Source organism: Jatrophihabitans sp. (assembly GCF_036388195.1).
Lineage (GTDB): Bacteria > Actinomycetota > Actinomycetes > Mycobacteriales > Jatrophihabitantaceae > Jatrophihabitans_A.
Genome location: NZ_DASVSG010000164.1, coordinates 27,608 through 42,768, shown reverse-complemented (window position 1 = coordinate 42,768; position 15,161 = coordinate 27,608). Strand labels below are relative to the sequence as shown.

The 15,161-nt window shown below is 69.1% G+C and carries 13 protein-coding genes; all 13 read left to right on the top strand.

Annotated features, from left to right (window positions below; translation table 11 throughout):
- Positions 1-194: 194 nt before the first annotated feature.
- Complete coding sequence (locus VF612_RS16685) at positions 195-1,475, top strand: MFS transporter (protein ID WP_408660977.1); 1,281 nt, start codon at positions 195-197, stop codon at positions 1,473-1,475.
- 95 nt (positions 1,476-1,570) lie between these two features.
- Positions 1,571-1,867 (top strand): hypothetical protein, encoded by a 297-nt coding sequence (locus tag VF612_RS16680; RefSeq protein WP_408660976.1) that lies wholly within the window; start codon positions 1,571-1,573, stop codon positions 1,865-1,867.
- Positions 1,864-5,031, top strand: a complete 3,168-nt coding sequence (locus tag VF612_RS16675; RefSeq protein ID WP_408660975.1) for a non-ribosomal peptide synthetase — start codon at positions 1,864-1,866, stop codon at positions 5,029-5,031. The genes VF612_RS16680 and VF612_RS16675 overlap by 4 nt, the downstream gene beginning before the upstream one ends.
- Positions 5,028-5,804, top strand: coding sequence for an alpha/beta hydrolase (locus VF612_RS16670; protein WP_408660974.1), 777 nt, complete (start codon positions 5,028-5,030; stop codon positions 5,802-5,804). Before VF612_RS16675 ends, VF612_RS16670 begins: the two co-directional genes overlap by 4 nt.
- Entirely contained in the window at positions 5,797-6,537 is a 741-nt protein-coding gene (locus tag VF612_RS16665) for an SDR family NAD(P)-dependent oxidoreductase (protein WP_408660973.1), read from the top strand. The genes VF612_RS16670 and VF612_RS16665 overlap by 8 nt, the downstream gene beginning before the upstream one ends.
- A 9-nt stretch (positions 6,538-6,546) precedes the next feature.
- Entirely contained in the window at positions 6,547-7,884 is a 1,338-nt protein-coding gene (locus VF612_RS16660; RefSeq protein ID WP_408660972.1) for a glutamate-5-semialdehyde dehydrogenase, read from the top strand.
- On the top strand, positions 7,874-8,161 hold the full coding sequence (locus VF612_RS16655) for an acyl carrier protein (RefSeq protein WP_408660971.1): 288 nt from the start codon (positions 7,874-7,876) through the stop codon (positions 8,159-8,161). Before VF612_RS16660 ends, VF612_RS16655 begins: the two co-directional genes overlap by 11 nt.
- Positions 8,161-9,507 (top strand): TrpB-like pyridoxal phosphate-dependent enzyme, encoded by a 1,347-nt coding sequence (locus tag VF612_RS16650; protein ID WP_408660970.1) that lies wholly within the window; start codon positions 8,161-8,163, stop codon positions 9,505-9,507. The genes VF612_RS16655 and VF612_RS16650 overlap by 1 nt, the downstream gene beginning before the upstream one ends.
- Positions 9,504-10,745: an acyl carrier protein gene (locus VF612_RS16645; RefSeq protein ID WP_408660969.1), complete on the top strand. Its 1,242-nt coding sequence runs from the start codon at positions 9,504-9,506 to the stop codon at positions 10,743-10,745. The genes VF612_RS16650 and VF612_RS16645 overlap by 4 nt, the downstream gene beginning before the upstream one ends.
- A complete protein-coding gene (locus VF612_RS16640; protein WP_408660968.1) occupies positions 10,742-12,247 on the top strand; it encodes a class I adenylate-forming enzyme family protein in 1,506 nt (501 codons plus the stop codon). The genes VF612_RS16645 and VF612_RS16640 overlap by 4 nt, the downstream gene beginning before the upstream one ends.
- A 61-nt stretch (positions 12,248-12,308) precedes the next feature.
- On the top strand, positions 12,309-13,559 hold the full coding sequence (locus VF612_RS16635; protein ID WP_408660994.1) for a type III PLP-dependent enzyme: 1,251 nt from the start codon (positions 12,309-12,311) through the stop codon (positions 13,557-13,559).
- 114 nt (positions 13,560-13,673) lie between these two features.
- Positions 13,674-13,973: an acyl carrier protein gene (locus VF612_RS16630; protein ID WP_408660967.1), complete on the top strand. Its 300-nt coding sequence runs from the start codon at positions 13,674-13,676 to the stop codon at positions 13,971-13,973.
- Positions 13,970-15,157, top strand: coding sequence for an acyl-CoA dehydrogenase family protein (locus VF612_RS16625; protein ID WP_408660966.1), 1,188 nt, complete (start codon positions 13,970-13,972; stop codon positions 15,155-15,157). The genes VF612_RS16630 and VF612_RS16625 overlap by 4 nt, the downstream gene beginning before the upstream one ends.
- Positions 15,158-15,161: the final 4 nt, after the last annotated feature.

The window sequence follows — 15,161 nt, the reverse complement described above, 5'->3', positions numbered from 1 at the left end:
TCCGACTTATTGGGTTAAGGGAGCATAATGACAAGGCGTAGCAGCCCCTGCCATCTCCGCTTGCCCGTGTTGTCGACCGGGCACGGCCAGGTGTCGCCGCACATGCCATGGTGATCCTGGACGGGGCGGCCGGGCGAAGGCATCGAACGGCAACCGCCCGGGCAGCCGAGGCCTCACCGGTCAACCGGGATCGGATGAATACCGGCGTCCTTGTCGGGTTCACCGCCCTGACGAATCTGGCCGACGGCGTGACCAAGGTCGCGCTGCCACTGCTGGCAGCCCGGATCACCCACTCGCCACTGGCGGTCAGCCTGGTCGCCCTGACCTTGACGTTGCCGTGGTTGGTGACAGCCCTGCATGTCGGGGTCCTGGTGGACCGGGCCAACCGCAAGGCTCTGCTGATAGTGGCGAACGTGCTGCGGGTGACAGCTGTGACAGCACTGATCGGGTTGCTCACCTGGTCAGAGATCACGCTGCCGGCGCTGTACCTGTGCGGCGCCGCGCTAGGGGTCGCCGAGGTGGTGGCGCTGACCGCTTCGGCAGCGCTGGTTCCGGCGGTCGTCTCGCGGGACGGGCAGGAACGGGCCAATGCCTGGATGACCGGAGCCGAAACGGTCTGCAACGAGTTCTGCGGCCCGTTCCTCGGCGGCATGCTGGTCGTGATCGGGTACACCCTCGCCCTGTCCAGCGCGACGCTCGCCTTCGCCGTCACGCTCCTCCTGCCACTGCTGCTGTCCGGCTCGTTCCGGAAAGCCCCGTCCAGTGCGGCTGCCGCCCCCGTCCGCACCCAGATAGCTGTCGGGCTGCGGCACCTGTGGACCACGCCCCTGCTGCGGATGATGGCGCTGACGCTGACCGTGCTCTGCATGTGCTGGGGCGCCTGGATGGGGCTGATACCCCTCCTGGCGACCGACGTCCTGCACGCTTCGCCCAGCCGGTACGGAATCCTGTTGTCGGCGTTGGGTCTCGGTGGCTTCGCCGGCGTCGTGCTCACCAGTCCGTTGAACCGATTGATCGGCAGGCGCTGGGCCATGTTTGCCGACCTGGGGGGCACCTTCTGCATGGTGGCTGCCCCGGTCCTGTCCAGGAACTTCTGGGTCATCGCCGCCTCGGCGTTTCTCGGCGGCATGGGTGGGACGCTGTGGACGGTCAACGCCCGGACGCTGGCGCAACGACTGGTGCCGAACGAGATAATGGGCCGGTTCTGGGCAGCCTGGCGGCTGTTCAGCTGGGGAGCGCTGCCGGTGGGCGCCATTCTGGCGGGCACCTTGGGCGAGCTGTTCGGGCTGCGCCAGGCGTTCATCCCCTTTGCCTTCGCCGTGCTGCTTCTGGTGCCGCCGTTCCTGAAGATCATCACCCCCGCCGCGGTCCGGGCCGCGGAGATCGCCGACGCCGACGGTTCAGCAAGCCCTACCGACAGAAACTCGACCCACACCGACCCCGTGCTTGCCGGAGGCAACCCAGCACCGGGGTGACCTCGGCTGCCGTGCGGCAGTTCACCGAGTACTGAACAGCATCCTCGATCGACCGTGCCCACACAGCTGGATACCCCCTGCCCGAAAGGACCTTCGTGACCATCGATTCCACACCGGATGTCTGCCGTGATGCCCACCAAGATGTTGGTGACCGGCTCCACCTGGCAATGCGTCGGTTGGCCGTGACGCCACGCTCGGGTTCTGACAGCCTGGCCGCTCTGCACATCGATTCACTGACCCTGTTGAGAATCATCAGCGCGGTGCTCGACCCGGACGCCGACATCGACATCGACCCGGTCTCGCTCGGCAGCGTCCGCACGGTCGATCAGCTCGCGGAATGGCTCCGATCGGCGGAGGAAAGCGCAGCGACGGCTACGGAACCCGCATCATGACGGCCACCCTGGACCGCCAGCCACCGAGGGATCCGGGCGAGGTGCGGACGCTGCCGTTGACCGACACCCAGGCCGGCCTGCTGGTGGGTCACCGAAGCGCCCATCGAGCGCTGTACAACGTGCTGGTCGAGTTCGAGATCGACGCCAGGGTCTCGGTCGAGCAGCTCAGGCAAGCGTGCGCCGACGTGCTGGCCGTCCAGCCCAGCCTGCGATGCACCTTGCACGAATTGCCCGCCCCGCATGCGGTGCTGCACGAACCTGTCACCGCAGGTGAGCTGCCCTGGTTGGAGGTCCGCGCACCGGCCGCGGAGCTGTCGGCTGCGGTACGCCACCATGCCGAGCAGCTCGGCCGCATCGAATTCGACCTCCAGCAGCCCCCACTGGTCCAGTGGCGGTCCGTCGCTGCGGAGACCGATGACGGCGTACCCACCAGCCTGTTGTTGTGCGTGCATCACACCGTCTTCGACGGCTGGTCCATCGACGCCGTGGTCCGGGATCTGTCCGCGGCCCTTGACCGGACGCTGGATCCGGCGTCCCTGGCCCCTCGCCGGGAGGCAGCGCTGGTACGTGAGGTGACCAAGGCCCGTTCGCTCGCCGATGCCCAGGACACCCACGACCGCGCTCGATCGTGGGCGCAGCGGCTCAACGCGGTGGCGCCGCTGGTGCTGTATCCACTGCCCGACCGTTCCGTCGACACCGACTTCGGAGGCCGGCGCCGTGCGATCCAGACCGACCAGCAACTCGCCTGCGCCGTCAAGGCGCGCTGCGAGGAGCTGCTCACGACGCCGTTCTCCTTCTTCAGCGCGCTATTCGCCGCCACGGTCGCCAGGCACGGCGGTGCGCCCACGGTGGTGCTCGGCACTCCGGTGGTGTCCCGGCGGTCGCTGGCCGCCTTCGACCTGTGCGGGCTGTTCGTCAACACCCTGCCGTTGATCGTGGATGTCGATGTCCATTCCCGCTTCGACACCTTCCTGCGCGACACCGTGGCCAGCCAGGTCGAGGCGGTGCGCCGGGATGCCGACGTCCCCTGGCCGCAGATCGTCCGCCATGCCGCACCCGACCGAAGCAGCACGCGCAACGCGCTGTTCTCCTGCATGATCGCCATGCAGGATTCCACCGTCATCACCGAAGGATCCGCGGTTCGCGCCGTGCGCGAGCACGGCACCGGCACGGCCAAGTTCGACCTATGGCTCGGCGTGACACTGACTCCCGAGGGCTGGCTGCTGGAGATCGAGCACGACACCCGGTTGATTCCGCCGGAGATCGCGGCCGGAATCGAGCGCAGCCTGCTCACAGCTCTGCGCCGAGCCGTCACCGAATCGGCCGTGACCGTCGCGGAGTTGTTCGACGACCAGCGCCAGCCAGCCGACCAGCTCGATATCGCTCCTCGTGAGCAGGCCGAGTCACTGGCCGGGCAACTCTGGCGCGCGCTGGCCAGCCACGGCGACCGGGCCGCCGTGCGCGACGGCGACCGTGCCATCAGCTACGCCGAGTTGCACGACGACGCCTTGCTCACAGCGTCCGGGCTGGCCGCCGGTGGAGTAACGGCCGGCGATGTGGTGGGCCTGGCAACCACCAGGCTGGGCGACACCGTGCGCCTGATTGCGGCGACCCTGCGCCTGGGAGCGGCGTTCGTGCCACTTGACTACGGCCTTCCCGCCGAGCGGATGGCCTACATGATCGAGCGCAGCGGCTGCCGGGTGATCGTCGGCGACTCGCCCGGCGTCGCCGCCGGAGCCACCACCGTGGCAGCGCTGATGACGGCCGGGCGGGATGCCGGCCAGCACGCGCTGGCAGCCGATCCTGATACGGACGAATCCCCCGTCTACATCATGTTCACCTCGGGTTCGACGGGACAGCCCAAGGGTGTGCAGATGCACGGGCGGCCCTTGAACAACCTGACCCGATGGCAGATCGCCGCTCTCGGGCAGGACCAGCACACCCGATTCCTGCAGTACGCCCCACTCGGCTTCGACGTCTCCTTCCAGGAGATCCTGCCGACCCTGGTCTCGGGTGGCTGTGTCGTCGCGCGAACCGCTGCTGACCGCCGTGAGCTGTCCAGGGTGGCTCGCCAGGTCGAGCAGGATCGATTGACCCACATCTACCTGCCCGTCGCTGCGCTGCGGTCGTTCTGCCTTGCCGGTACCGACTGGAGCTTGCCGATGGCGGCCCTGCGGGTGGTGTGCGTCTCCGGTGAGCAGCTCTACATCGATGCTGATATCCGCCGGTTCTTTGCCGACCGGCCGCAGTTGACGCTCATCAACCTGTACGGGCCTACCGAAACGCATGCCGTCACCACCTACTCGATGTCGGGCGACCCGGCCGAATGGCCGGACCGGGTACCGATCGGGCGCCCGATCGATGCCGTCAGTGCCCAGGTGATCGATCTGGCCGGCCGCCTGGCCCCGCCAGGGGTTCCTGGCGAGTTGCTGCTGGGAGGCCAATGCCCCGCGCTGGGTTACGTCAATGATCCTGAGCAGACCGCGGGTCAATTCATCGAGGACCCGTACGTCCGGGGCGGCCGCCGTTACCGGACCGGTGACTCGGTGCTCTGGGACGTCGCCGGTCAGCTCGTCTTCCTCGGCCGCAACGACGATCAGGTGAAGATTCGCGGCCACCGGGTCGAGCTGGGCGAGGTGGAGGCCGCGGGACTGCTGCTGCCAGGTGTCCGCGAGGCGGCGGCGGTGGCCGTCGACGACCGGGGCGAGCGCGCCCTGCTGCTCTGCGTCACCGTCGAGCCGGGCACGGAGGACATCGAAGCCGGCGCCCTCGCCGGTCGCCTGCCCGGCTATATGGTCCCGGCTGCCACGCTGACGGTACCGGCGATACCGCGGACGGAGAACGGCAAGATCGATCGGCGGCAGCTTGCCGCCACCGCCGCACGACAGCTACAGCATCGCCGGGAGGCTGCTGACGGCAGTGGCGGCGCCATGCCGTCGGACGCGCTGGAAACCGGGTTGGTCGAGCTCTGGTCGGACATCCTCGGCTGCCCGCCCATCGGCGTCGATGCCGACCTGCTCGCGCTGGGCGCGCACTCGCTGAACGTTCTGCAGGCTGTCGCCCAGATCGAGTCCGACCATGGCGTTTCGGTGACCATCGTCGACTTCTTCCGCAATCCGACAGTCCGCAGCCTTGCTGACATGATCCGTTCCGAGCAGCGATGAGCGGCGCCGTGCACCCGGCTCCCCCGGTCCAGCCCGTCAGGACCGAACCGGCGTCCTTGCTGGTGCGGTTGAGCAAGGCACGCTCCGGCGGCCGGCATGACTCGGTGCTGATTCATCCGGCCGGTGGCGGCCTGCTGCAGTACCTGCCGCTGGTTCCGCTGCTGGCTACCTGGGGCTCGGTCAGCGGAATCCGCGCCGCAGGGCTGGTTCCTGGGGAAGACCCGCATTGCGACGTCCCCGCTATGGCGGCTGCCTATACGGAGGCGATCCTCACCCTGCAGCGCCCACCGGCTGTTCTGCTCGGCTGGTCGATGGGCGGAGTGTTGGCGTGGGAGGTCTCCGCGCTGCTGGCCGAATACGGCGTCCGGCCGGTAGTGGTGATGATCGACAGCATGTGCGACCCGGAAGTCGATCCGGTCACCAGCGGCCAGGCCGGCACAGATCCACTCGATGACTGGACGGCCACCATCCTGTCGCACGGGGTCGGCTCCGATGCGCACAACCCGAATTCCGTGGCGACCACCCGGGCGCACGTCATCGCTTCGATGGCCCACCAGGTGCGGACGGTTTCGGCCACGCCGGCGCTGCTGCTCGCCTGCGGCTCCGAGCCCGCGCCCGCTGAGCGGCTGGGGAACTGGGCAGCGCTGGCGCCGGAGCTACGTATCGACCGGCTGCCCGGCGAGCATTTCGACGTCTTCCACGACACCGTGAGGCCCCTGATGCTCGACAGGATCGAACGGTTCCTGAGCGCTCTCTGGACAGACCATGAGTGACGCATGGGCGATTGTCAGCGGTGGCAGTCGCGGCCTGGGACGCGCTTTCACCGAGCGCCTGGTCAAGCTCGGCTACCAGGTTCTGGTGCTGTACCGATCTGACGCCTCGGCCGCGGCCGAGGTCGCCGCGTGCTTTCCCGATCAGGTGCTGACCGCCCAGGTCGACATCCGCGACGGCGCGGCGACCTCGGCGGTGATCAGCGCGCAGATCACCGAGCGCGGCGCTCCGGACGTTCTGGTCAACAACGCAGGCATAAACATCGATCAGCCGTTCCTGACGATGTCGGCCGAGCAGTGGTCAGCAGTGCTCGACACGAACCTGACCGGGACGTTCCACCTCACCCGCGCGGTGGCCCCCGCGATGGTGAGCCGGGGCCGCGGCAACATCATCAACGTCGGCGCCACCACGGGGATGCGCCCGCGCCTCAACGGCGCCAACTACTGTGCCAGCAAGGCAGGCCTGCTCCAGCTGACCAAATGCCTCGCGCTGGAATTAGCTCCTGCTGTAAGGGTGAATGCGCTCATCCCAGGCATGACCGAGACAGCCGAGCTGATCGAACGTTACGCGCTGCGCGATCCCGTGCAACGCGCGGCCGTCGAAGCGGAGATCCCGCAACGGCGAATCGCCTCCACAGATGAGATCGCCGCTGCCCTGGAGTTCCTGGTCGCGGAGACCAGCTCCTACATGACCGGGCAACGGCTGATCATCGACGGCGGCCAATTCATGTGGTGAGGACTTGTCATGGATGAGCTATTGCAACGGGCACGAAAAGCGTTCACCGACGCACCGCCCTTGGACGACGACCGCTACCGGCTGCTGCCCTCCCGTGTCGCTGCCGCGCTCGTCCGGGGGTGGCCGGCACTCATCGAAGCGAACAGCCAGGACATCGAGTCCGCGATCGGCAAGGGTCTGCCCGAGGCCATTGTCGATCGACTGCGGCTCGGCGACGCGCAGCTGGATCAGCTGTTGCAGCTGACCGGCACGGTGGCGGCCGCACTGGAGGACGTGGTCGCCGCGGGCCCGTCCCGGCCGGCCGGCACCTGGGGATCGCTGCGCGCGCTGCCCAAGCCGCTAGGCGTGCTGCTCATGGTCTACGAGGCACGGCCGACGGTGACCGTCGAGGCGGCGTTGCTGGCGTGCTCGGTCGGCAACGCCGTCATCCTCCGGGGCGGTCAGGAGCTGACGGCCACCAATTCGGTCATGGGACGGGTGCTCGCTGACGCGCTGGCCGACGCCGGCCTGCCGCCGGGGCTGGCGCAGGTGCTCCACGACCCGGACCGCGCGGGCCTGCGGGCGCTGCTGCAACGTCCCGACGCCATCGACGTGCTGATTCCGCGGGGCAGTCCGAGCTTGATCGAGTACTGCCGGCGAGCCAGCACCATTCCGGTGATCGCCAGTGGCGGCGGCATCAATCACCTGTACATCGACGCGACTGCGGAGCTCACCGAGGCGGCCCGGATCGCGCTGGACAGCAAGCTCGGCGAGCCGACGGCCTGCAACACGCTGGAATTCGCGCTGGTGGAGCAATCCGCCTATCGACCCTTCCTGCGGGCACTGGCCGAGGCCGCGGCGCAGCAGCACACTCCGGTCGCCCTGCGGGTGGTGGGTGCCGACGTGGAGGCCGGCCAGCTGGGCCCGCTGGCCGGCTCAGCGGTGACCTGGCATGAATTGAAGCCTCGCGACCTGGACAGGGAGTTCGCGGACGCGCACCTGGGCGTGGTGGCGGTGCCGGACCTGGACGCTGCGATCGCGCACATCACCACGCATGGAACCGGCCACACCGAAGGGATCGTCTCGGCCGACCCGGTCGCTGTCCGGCGGTTCTGCAGCGGCGTGGACGCGGCGGCGGTGGTCGTCAACGGATCCCTTCGCCTGCATGACGGCCCGACGCTCGGCCTCGGCCCCGAGCTGTCCATCAGCACCGGCCGGTTGCACGTTCGCGGCCCGTTGACGCTGTCCCACCTGGTGACCCGCAGCTGGGTCATCGACGCCGGGGGCACCTTACGCGCGCGGGCCGATGCCGGCCGCGCGCCAGCCTCACAGGACCTCGCCTCGAAGGAGCCCCTCAATGTCCACTGACCTGGAGCTGCGCACATCCATCAACGACGCGGTCAAGCGGGTCGCGCTCACCGAATCCCGGGTATCGGCCCCGGTGAGCGCGGTTGCCGACGACGAGCCACTGAACGGTGAGCTGCTGTCGGTCACCTCGATGGGTTTCCTCGGGATGATGATGCAGTTGGAGGATGACTGCGGCATCGTGCTGCCGGATGACCTGTTCGTCGGGCGTCGATTCACCACGGTGGCCGACGTGGTCGACATCGTGCTGGCCCAGGTCGCTGATGCGGGGACGGCGTGATGGGCAGCGTCCCGGCTCAATGGCGCAGCGTGATACCGCACCTGGGATATGACCTGCCCGCGGACCGCGCGCCGCACCGCACGACCGGCGCGCCGGTCCAGGTCAACCTGCCGATGTCGCTGGCCCGCCAGCAGGTCGGTCAGCGGGAATTCTGGGACATTCCTGAGCCGGTGCTCGAAGCCTATCGCCGGTACCGGCCGACTCCGCTGTGGCGGGCCGTCGGCTTCGAGCGGGCCATCGGGGCGAAGGTCCCCATCTGGGCCAAGTACGAGGGCGGCAACATCTCAGGCAGCCACAAGTACAACACCGCCCTGGCCCAGGCGTACTACTACAAGCAAGCCGGTGTCCGCGAGCTGGTCACCGGAACCGGCGCCGGTCAATGGGGCACCGCGCTAGCCGCTGCCTGCGCGCAGTTCGGGCTCGCGTGCACGGTTTTCATGGTGGGATCCAGCCTGCGCAAGAAGCCTTACCGCGGCGTTCTGATGCGGATGCTGGGCGCTGAGGTGCACGCGAGCCCGAGTGGGCTGACCGACATCTCGCGTCAGGTGGTTGCCGATCAGGCGAACGGGTTGAGCCTGGCACTCGGGGAGGCGGTGCAGTACGCCGCGGCCCGGGAGGGCGTCGCCTTCAGCAGCGGCAGCGGGGAGACCTACAGCATCCTCCACCAGTCGGTGATCGGCCTGGAGAGCATTGAGCAGCTCGCCGAGCAGTCGGCGACGGTGGACGCCGTCGTCGGCTCGGTGGGCGCGGGATCGAACTTCGGCGGCATCGCGCTGCCGTTCGCCTGCGCCGCCGCTGCCGGTGACCTGGCGATGCCGCTGCTGGTCGGCGCCGAATCGGCGAGCACTCCCAAGCTGACCCGTGGCACCTACGCCTACGACCACACCGATGCCACCGGCAGCGGGCCGATGGAGGCCATGTACACGATCGGCAGCAGCTACGCGGTGCCGGATTCACACTCGGCGGGCCTGCGTTACCACGGCGCGGCCAAGGTGATCTCGGCGATGCGCGCTGCCAAGCAGCTGTCGGCGACCGCGGTCCACCAGGTCGAGGCGCTTGAGGCCGGTCGCTTGTTCACCCTGCACGAATCGGTGTTGCCCGCTCCCGAATCAGGCCACGCGCTGGCGGCCGCCGCCCGGATCGCGACCGGCCAGGATGCCGAGCACCGCTGCCAGGAAGGGGTGCTGGTCTGTGTCAGCGGCCATGGCTACCTCGATCTGGCGGCGTATGACCAGCTGTTGCAAGGGCAGCTGCAGGACGAGCGACCCAGCGATGAGGTGCTGGCCGCCGCCATGGCCGGGCTCACCGGAGCCGTCAACATCTCCCGGCTGCAGGTGACGGCATGATGCACACAGACACCCTGTCCGCAGCGGTCGCCAGCACGGCGAGCCCGATCGACGTCGAGCTGGTTCGGTACGCCGATTCCTTGGACTGCATGCAGGCCAATCTGGCAGTGCTGGCCGATGTCGCGCACGGCTCGGCAACGGAGTTGCGGCTCGGCCGGCGGCTGCACTTGCGTCATCGGCGAGGCGCCGGCGGCCTCAATACCGTCGAGCCGACCCTGGCCGAGCAGCTAGCCGATGCGCGTGACCATCTCGGCCTCCAGGTTGCCCACGCGCAGGCCGGCCTGACCGCCGGCGAGCTGCTCGGCGACCTTGCCGACGGCCAACCCCGATTCGTTGTGGCGGACGCCTTCGATCTGGCCTGGACTCCCTACGCCGGGCAGCGGCACATGTCCCACAGCTTCCTGGTGAGGAGGCACCCGGATGGTGTGGAGCTCGCAGACGCCTACGTCAATGACACCCCGTGGGGACAGGCACGGCCGGCGCGGTGGGTGGTTGCCGCAGAGCAGTTCGCAGAGCTGCCCGCCCGGCTGGAGCACGCACTCGTGCTGGTGGCCGTGCCGTTGGAACCGGAGGTGGATCAGGTCGAGCTGACCGAACAGGCGATCGAGGACTACCTGACCGGTCTCGAGGCCGCGGCCGGCACACCGGCCGGCCTGGACGCGCTGGTGCTGGAGGCCTGGCTGCTCAGCCGCGCCCGCCGGTTGCGAGCGCACTGGCTGGCGGGGCGGCCCGGCCACGACCCGGCCGCCATCGAGCGGCACCTGCAGAGCTGGAAGCTGGTCTGCGAGCGGATCTACCTGGCGCAGCGACGGGCTGAACGCGGCAGCACGGTTCCGGCTGGCGTCTTCGGAATGTTCGCCAGCCAGGTGCGGGCCGACCTCGCGGTCCTGGCCACCACCCCGCCCGGAGCAGCGGACGCCCGGCAAGCGGTGGATCCCGCTGCGGCCAACACCTTGCCGGCGCTGGATGCCGATCACCAGGCGCTGCTGGACGTTATCGCCACCGTGCTGAAAATCCCGGCCGGTGACTGCGCCGCAGCTAGCTCGCTCACCGAACTGCCCGGGTACAGCTCGCTGCGCCTGGTGCAACTGGTGGAGGCGCTGGAGAGCAGCTTCGGGATCGAGTTCGCCGCCGAGGACCTCGACCCCGTTCAGCTGCACGACATCGGCTTCCTTCGGAGGCTTCTGGCACGCCAAGCGCCTGGCCCCGGCAGCCGGACCGCGGAGCAGGCCTCATGAGCACGCCACCGACCCTCGTCCACGACCTGCTGGCCGCCGCGGCCGGCCGCAGCCCCGACGCGGCTGCCCTGACCGCGCAGGGAGAGACGACCACCTTCGCCGAGCTGCACCTGCGGGCCGCCCGGATCGCTGCCTGGTTGGCGCAGCACGGTGTCGGGCGCGGAGACCGGATCGTCGTGGTGAGCGGCAGCGGTCAGCTGGTGGCAGCGCTGCTGTGGGGCGCGTCGCGAGCCGGTGCGGTTCTGGCCATCCAGCACGAGCATGTCCGTGGCGAACCGCTGCGGCATGTGCTCACCGACAGCGAGCCTGCCCTGCTCGTGATCGATGATGTCGCCTCGCTGACGGCAGCCGAAGCCGATCCCGGTGTCCCAGCCGTGGACGCCGCCCGGTTGATGGCGGTTGCCCATGGCGCGGAAGAGATCGCCGGAGCTCGAGCCGAACGTACCGTGCTGGCCGTCGATCCGGCATTGATGATCTATACCTCTGGCAGCACCGCGGCGCCCAAGGCGGTGGTGAGCACCCACTCACAGATCCTGTTCGCGGCTCAGGCCATCCAGTCCGTGCTGGAGTACCGCGCCGACGACGTGGTGTTCTGCCCCCTGCCGCTGTCCTTCGACTACGGGCTGTACCAGCTCCTTCTCGGCGCTCTCAGCGGCGCCCACGTGTACCTGGGCCGGCCGGCTGATGTCGGGCCGACCCTGGTGAGGAGCCTGCGCGCGAGCCAGGCAACGGTGCTCGCCGCGGTGCCGATGGTCGCCGACGCGCTCAGCAGGTTGCTGGCTCGGTCTCCCCAGGTGCTGCCGCTGCGGCTGCTGACCAATACCGGCGCCGCGATGCCACCGGCCGTGCTGGCCAAGCTTCGCCAAGCGGTGCCGGGATTGCGGGTCCAGCTGATGTTCGGGCTGACCGAGTGCAAGCGCACGACCATCATGCCGCCCGATGGCGACCTGGCGCGTCCAGGCAGCTCCGGCCTGCCGCTTCCGGGCACCGAGGTCACCATCCTCGACGACGACGGCAATCCCGTCGAGGCCGGTGAGATCGGTCAGATCACCGTCCGGGGACCCCATGTGATGGCGGGGTACTGGCGGCGTCCCGAGCTCACCGCACAACGCTTCGTCCGGCGGGAGGGCCTGTTCCCGGAGCTGTGGACCGGCGACTACGGCTGGTGCGACAGCGACGGTTACCTGTACTTCGCCGGCCGCCGCGATGACCTCTACAAGGAGCGGGGTTTCCGGGTCAGCGCCACCGAGGTGGAAGCAGCGGTCATGCGGGTGCCGGGCGTGCAGTCCTGCGCCGTCCTGGTTCCCACCGATCGCCGGCCGGCGGTGCTGGTCGCGGTCGGCAGCCTATCCGACGAGGAGCTGCTGGCAGCGCTTGCCGGCCAGCTGGAGGACTACAAGATTCCCCGCCGGATCCGTTTCGTCGACGCGCTGCCGTTGACCTCCAACGGCAAGATCAACCGGCGCAAGCTGGCGGAGCTGCCGGAGCTTGTCAATGCCTGACATCCTGGACCCGCCAGCTTTCATGGCACGGCAGCCGCTCCCCGGCCACCAGTTGCTGTCCATGCTGGCCAGCGCGCTCGATGGCCCGGCCTACGTCTACGATCTCGCAGAGGTCCGCCGCAACTGCCAGGCGCTGCAGCAGGCGTTGCCTTCAGGCAGCGAGATCTTCTACTCGCTCAAGGCCAATCCCCATCCGGTGCTGCTTTCCGAGCTCAGATCGATCGGTGTGAAGGCCGAGGTGTGTTCTGGTGGCGAGCTGGCAGCGGCGTTGCATGCCGGCTGGCTGGGACTCGACCTGCTCTACACCGGACCGGGCAAGCGTGACCGCGACGTCGCGCAGGCATTGTGCGCTGGCGTAGTGGAATTCTCGGTCGACTCCCCGGCCGGCCTCCAGCAGATCGACCGCCTTGCCGCCGAGCAGGACACCGCCGCCCGTTGCCTGCTGCGGGTCAATGACGACCAGCCGGTGCCGGGCCAGGGACTCACCATGACCGGGGTCAGCTCGCAGTTCGGCGCTGACGTGGGGTGGATCCGCGCGCAGCCGGACCGGTTCGCCGGCTCGGCCCGGGTACCGGTGACCGGCCTGCACCTCTACATGGGCACCAACCTGACCACGGTGGCCGACCTGCTCAGGCAGTTCGAGCGCGCGCTGCGCACCGCCCGCGAGCTTGCCGACCTGCTCGGCCAGCACGGCGCCAGGATCGACACCTTCGACCTCGGTGGCGGTTTCGGAGCGCCGTTCGCCAAGGAGGGTTGCCGGATCGACTTCGCGCAGTTGCGCCGTCCGCTCAGCCAGCTGGTCGAAGAGATCCTCGGCTCCGGCAACCGGATCTGTTACGAGAGCGGTCGATACCTGGTCGGCACGGCAGGGGCGCTGATCACCCGGGTGCTCGACGTCAAACCATCGCAGGGCACCCAAGTCGTCGTGCTGGAGTCAGGGATCAATCACCTCGGTGGCATGTCGGGGCTGCGCAGGCTGCCGCCGCTCTCGCCGCAGCTGTTGACACGGTCCGCTGAGAGCCCGGATGGGTCCAGCCCGCCCGGCGGGCCGGCAGAGCCCACCATGGTCTGCGGCCCGTTGTGCACGCCGCTGGATGTCTGGGCCCGGGCCCAGCCACTCGGCCGGGTCGAGATCGGCGATGCCCTCCTGGTGCCCAACGTGGGAGCGTATGGCCTGTCGGCGAGCCTGGCCCTCTTTCTCGGTCACGAGCTCCCGGCCGAGATGGTCATCGACTCCGATCTGCACGGCAGCGCCGTGGTCTCCTCGTCGCGGCTCAGCCTTCACCGGAGCCCGACTGTGACTGCCCCATGACCGGCCGATCCGCCCCTACGGCTCGTCCAGCCCGCACCCATCCCAGTCCGCCCCCGCCCATGCTCCGACACCGCGATCACTGCGGCCCCCGTACCCCCAAAGGAGAACATCGTCATGAACCCTCGCTTCAACGCGCTGCTGCGTTCCTTCCTGCGCTTCGCCGGCAGCGAGCCGATAACGCCGGAGTCCTCCCTGCGCGACCTGGGCCTGGACTCCATGCAGGCCATCGAGCTGCTGTTCGCCGTCGAGGACGAGTTCGGCTACCAGCTGCCTGACGAGCTGATGGTCGACGCCACCTTCGAGACCGCCGGCAGCCTCTGGGCCGCGGTCACCGCAAGCAGCGGCATGGCCGGCAGCGAGCCAGGCGCCGGCACGGACATGGCGCGCTCCGCGGCTGTGGCGAGCGGATCATGACCACCGCACCGCTGGCGGCAGCGCCGCAGGCGGCTCCGGATCCGCACGCGGCCGTGGCCGAAGTCGCCGCGGTCGCAGAGCGGCACTCCCGTCGCACCGACGCTGAAGCGGCCTTTCCGGTCGAGGTGCTGGGCGAGCTGCGCCGTACCGGCCTGCTGGGCCTGCTGGTTCCGGGCCGTTTCGGCGGCATGGGTGGCGGGCTGAGGGAGATGATCGAGGCCGCCGAGCAACTCGGCCGGGTGGACATGTCAGTGGCGATGATCTTCGCCATGCATTGCCAGCAAGTGGCCGCGATCACCGAGCACGCGGGCGAGGACCTGGCGGCGCAGGTGTTGCCCAGGATCGCGGCCGGCCAGCTCTACCTCGGCTCCATCACGACCGAGCTCGCCACCGGCGGGCACCTGCTGACCTCCGAGGCCAAGCTCGGCGCCGAGGACGGGCGGCTGCAGCTGGACCGCTTCGCGCCGATCGTCACCGGTGGCGCGTACGCCGATGCGTTCCTGATCACGATGCAGAGCCCCTTCGCCCGCGGCTCCCATGAGGTTTCGCTGGTGCTTGCCGAGGCAGCTGAGCTGGACCTGCAGGTGTCCGGGAACTGGAATCCGCTGGGAATGCGAGCTAGTCACAGCGTCGCCCTGAAGCTGCGGGGCAGCGTCGCGGCGGACCGGGTCATCGGCGGGCATGGCGGCTTCCGCCAGGTCGCGACGCAGACGTTCGGGCCGATGGCCCACCTGGGCTGGTCGGCATGCTGGCTCGGCACCGCGGCGGGAGCGCTGTCGCGGGTGCTGAGCCTGATCCGCGAACCGGCGAATCGATCGAAATATCCGACTGATTCTCCCCTGCTGCTGCGCCGGCTGTCCGAGGCACGCTGCCGGCTGGACACCGTCCATGCGCTGCTCCAGCACACCCGGTCGGTCGTCGAGGAGTCGCTCGACCGCAGCTCGCCACGCATCCAGTTGCTGCTCAACGCGCTCAAGATCCAGGCGTCCGAGCAGTGCCTGGGAGTGGTCGACTCGCTGATGGATATCGTCGGCATGCGGCACGCCTATCTGGCCGATTCCCCGACCCGGCTGGAGTTCGCGCTGCGGGACCTGCGCTCGGCCCCGCTGAACTACAGCAACGACCGGCTGCACGAGGTCGACGGCAAGTTCACCCTGCTGGATCAGGCAGTGCGCTTTGTCTAGCGCC

Coding starts and splice junctions, on each gene's coding strand:
- VF612_RS16670 (WP_408660974.1), top strand. CDS start 5,028: ATGAGCGGCGCCGTGCACCCGGCTCCCCCGGTCCAGCCCGTCAGGACC.
- VF612_RS16645 (WP_408660969.1), top strand. CDS start 9,504: ATGATGCACACAGACACCCTGTCCGCAGCGGTCGCCAGCACGGCGAGC.
- VF612_RS16635 (WP_408660994.1), top strand. CDS start 12,309: ATGCTGGCCAGCGCGCTCGATGGCCCGGCCTACGTCTACGATCTCGCA.
- VF612_RS16625 (WP_408660966.1), top strand. CDS start 13,970: ATGACCACCGCACCGCTGGCGGCAGCGCCGCAGGCGGCTCCGGATCCG.
- VF612_RS16685 (WP_408660977.1), top strand. CDS start 195: ATGAATACCGGCGTCCTTGTCGGGTTCACCGCCCTGACGAATCTGGCC.
- VF612_RS16655 (WP_408660971.1), top strand. CDS start 7,874: ATGTCCACTGACCTGGAGCTGCGCACATCCATCAACGACGCGGTCAAG.
- VF612_RS16660 (WP_408660972.1), top strand. CDS start 6,547: ATGGATGAGCTATTGCAACGGGCACGAAAAGCGTTCACCGACGCACCG.
- VF612_RS16640 (WP_408660968.1), top strand. CDS start 10,742: ATGAGCACGCCACCGACCCTCGTCCACGACCTGCTGGCCGCCGCGGCC.
- VF612_RS16650 (WP_408660970.1), top strand. CDS start 8,161: ATGGGCAGCGTCCCGGCTCAATGGCGCAGCGTGATACCGCACCTGGGA.
- VF612_RS16675 (WP_408660975.1), top strand. CDS start 1,864: ATGACGGCCACCCTGGACCGCCAGCCACCGAGGGATCCGGGCGAGGTG.
- VF612_RS16630 (WP_408660967.1), top strand. CDS start 13,674: ATGAACCCTCGCTTCAACGCGCTGCTGCGTTCCTTCCTGCGCTTCGCC.
- VF612_RS16665 (WP_408660973.1), top strand. CDS start 5,797: ATGAGTGACGCATGGGCGATTGTCAGCGGTGGCAGTCGCGGCCTGGGA.